The organism is Vibrio chanodichtyis (assembly GCF_028863985.1).
In the GTDB taxonomy this organism is placed as follows: Bacteria; Pseudomonadota; Gammaproteobacteria; order Enterobacterales; family Vibrionaceae; genus Vibrio; species Vibrio chanodichtyis.
In genome coordinates, this window is record NZ_JARBFT010000026.1 from 1,926 (window position 1) to 5,200 (window position 3,275).

General features: G+C 50.6%; 2 rRNA genes. Both read left to right on the plus strand.

Annotation, left to right across the window (positions count from 1 at the left end):
- The first annotated feature begins 196 nt into the window (after window positions 1-196).
- Window positions 197-3,083, plus strand: a 23S ribosomal RNA gene (locus PUN32_RS13720).
- 129 nt (window positions 3,084-3,212) lie between these two features.
- Window positions 3,213-3,275 (plus strand): 5S ribosomal RNA (gene rrf, locus PUN32_RS13725); the annotation flags it as partial.

The window sequence follows — 3,275 nt, forward strand, 5'->3', positions numbered from 1 at the left end:
TTATTGTTGTTTGTAAAGTTCTCAATGTTTATCGAAAGATAAACACCAACAACACATTCAAGTGTGCTTGGTATCGAATAAGGCTTAGGTCTTGTTCAAATTTGAGTCCGGCAAAATCTGTCTCGCACTCATGAAAATTAAACGCGAGACAACTTAGGTTGTTTAAACAACAACCCGAAACTCCTTCGGGTTGTATGGTTAAGTGACTAAGCGTACACGGTGGATGCCTGGGCAGTCAGAGGCGATGAAGGACGTACTAACTTGCGATAAGCGCAGATGAGGCAGTAAGAGCCGTTTGAGTCTGCGATTTCCGAATGGGGAAACCCAGCTGCATAAGCAGTTATCACTAGATGAATACATAGTCTAGTGAGGCAAACCGGGGGAACTGAAACATCTAAGTACCCCGAGGAGAAGAAATCAACCGAGATTCCGGTAGTAGCGGCGAGCGAACCTGGATTAGCCCTTAAGCACTCGTTGAAGTAGGTGAACAAGCTGGAAAGCTTGGCGAAACAGGGTGATAGCCCCGTAACCGACGCTTCATCGAGCGTGAAATCGAGTAGGGCGGGACACGTGATATCCTGTCTGAATATGGGGGGACCATCCTCCAAGGCTAAATACTCCTGACTGACCGATAGTGAACCAGTACCGTGAGGGAAAGGCGAAAAGAACCCCTGTGAGGGGAGTGAAATAGAACCTGAAACCGTGTACGTACAAGCAGTAGGAGCACCTTCGTGGTGTGACTGCGTACCTTTTGTATAATGGGTCAGCGACTTATATTCAGTGGCAAGGTTAACCGAATAGGGGAGCCGTAGGGAAACCGAGTCTTAACTGGGCGCTCAGTCTCTGGATATAGACCCGAAACCGGGTGATCTAGCCATGGGCAGGTTGAAGGTTGAGTAACATCAACTGGAGGACCGAACCGACTAATGTTGAAAAATTAGCGGATGACTTGTGGCTAGGGGTGAAAGGCCAATCAAACTCGGAGATAGCTGGTTCTCCCCGAAAGCTATTTAGGTAGCGCCTCGGACGAATACTACTGGGGGTAGAGCACTGTTAAGGCTAGGGGGTCATCCCGACTTACCAACCCTTTGCAAACTCCGAATACCAGTAAGTACTATCCGGGAGACACACGGCGGGTGCTAACGTCCGTCGTGGAGAGGGAAACAACCCAGACCGCCAGCTAAGGTCCCAAAGTATTGCTAAGTGGGAAACGATGTGGGAAGGCTCAGACAGCTAGGATGTTGGCTTAGAAGCAGCCATCATTTAAAGAAAGCGTAATAGCTCACTAGTCGAGTCGGCCTGCGCGGAAGATGTAACGGGGCTAAGCAATACACCGAAGCTGCGGCAATATCTTTTAGATATTGGGTAGGGGAGCGTTCTGTAAGCCGTTGAAGGTGAACTGTAAGGTTTGCTGGAGGTATCAGAAGTGCGAATGCTGACATGAGTAACGACAAAGGGGGTGAAAAACCTCCTCGCCGGAAGACCAAGGGTTCCTGTCCAACGTTAATCGGGGCAGGGTGAGTCGACCCCTAAGGTGAGGCCGAAAGGCGTAATCGATGGGAAACGGGTTAATATTCCCGTACTTTTGACTATTGCGATGGGGGGACGGAGAAGGCTAGGTGGGCCAGGCGACGGTTGTCCTGGTTCAAGTGCGTAGGCTAGAGAGTTAGGCAAATCCGGCTCTCTGTTAGGCTGAGACACGACGTCGAGCTGCTACGGCAGTGAAGTCATTGATGCCCTGCTTCCAGGAAAAGCCTCTAAGCTTCAGATAGTCAGAAATCGTACCCCAAACCGACACAGGTGGTCGGGTAGAGAATACCAAGGCGCTTGAGAGAACTCGGGTGAAGGAACTAGGCAAAATGGTACCGTAACTTCGGGAGAAGGTACGCTCTTGATGGTGAAGTCCCTCGCGGATGGAGCTGACGAGAGTCGCAGATACCAGGTGGCTGCAACTGTTTATTAAAAACACAGCACTGTGCAAAATCGCAAGATGACGTATACGGTGTGACGCCTGCCCGGTGCCGGAAGGTTAATTGATGGGGTTAGCGCAAGCGAAGCTCTTGATCGAAGCCCCGGTAAACGGCGGCCGTAACTATAACGGTCCTAAGGTAGCGAAATTCCTTGTCGGGTAAGTTCCGACCTGCACGAATGGCGTAATGATGGCCACGCTGTCTCCACCCGAGACTCAGTGAAATTGAAATCGCTGTGAAGATGCAGTGTACCCGCGGCTAGACGGAAAGACCCCGTGAACCTTTACTACAGCTTGGCACTGAACATTGAACCTACATGTGTAGGATAGGTGGGAGGCTATGAATCGATGACGCTAGTTGTCGTGGAGCCGTCCTTGAAATACCACCCTTGTATGTTTGATGTTCTAACTTAGGCCCCTAATCGGGGTTGAGGACAGTGCCTGGTGGGTAGTTTGACTGGGGCGGTCTCCTCCCAAAGAGTAACGGAGGAGCACGAAGGTGGGCTAATCACGGTTGGACATCGTGAGGTTAGTGCAATGGCATAAGCCCGCTTAACTGCGAGAATGACGGTTCGAGCAGGTGCGAAAGCAGGTCATAGTGATCCGGTGGTTCTGAATGGAAGGGCCATCGCTCAACGGATAAAAGGTACTCCGGGGATAACAGGCTGATACCGCCCAAGAGTTCATATCGACGGCGGTGTTTGGCACCTCGATGTCGGCTCATCACATCCTGGGGCTGAAGTCGGTCCCAAGGGTATGGCTGTTCGCCATTTAAAGTGGTACGCGAGCTGGGTTTAGAACGTCGTGAGACAGTTCGGTCCCTATCTGCCGTGGGCGTTGGAAGATTGAAGGGGGCTGCTCCTAGTACGAGAGGACCGGAGTGGACGAACCTCTGGTGTTCGGGTTGTGTCGCCAGACGCATTGCCCGGTAGCTAAGTTCGGAATTGATAACCGCTGAAAGCATCTAAGCGGGAAGCGAGCCCTGAGATGAGTCTTCCCTGACGGTTTAACCGTCCTAAAGGGTTGTTCGAGACTAGAACGTTGATAGGCAGGGTGTGTAAGCGTTGTGAGGCGTTGAGCTAACCTGTACTAATTGCCCGTGAGGCTTAACCATACAACACCGAAGGGGTTTTGATGGACTCAAAGTTAAGCGCATAAGAATGTGTTGAGAGAATGAAAACAGCTTTCCAGAATTGTTGGTTTTCACTTTTTAAGAAAAAGTGAAATCAAAAACAGAATTTTGCTTGGCGACCATAGCGTTTTGGACCCACCTGACTCCATTCCGAACTCAGAAGTGAAACGAAAC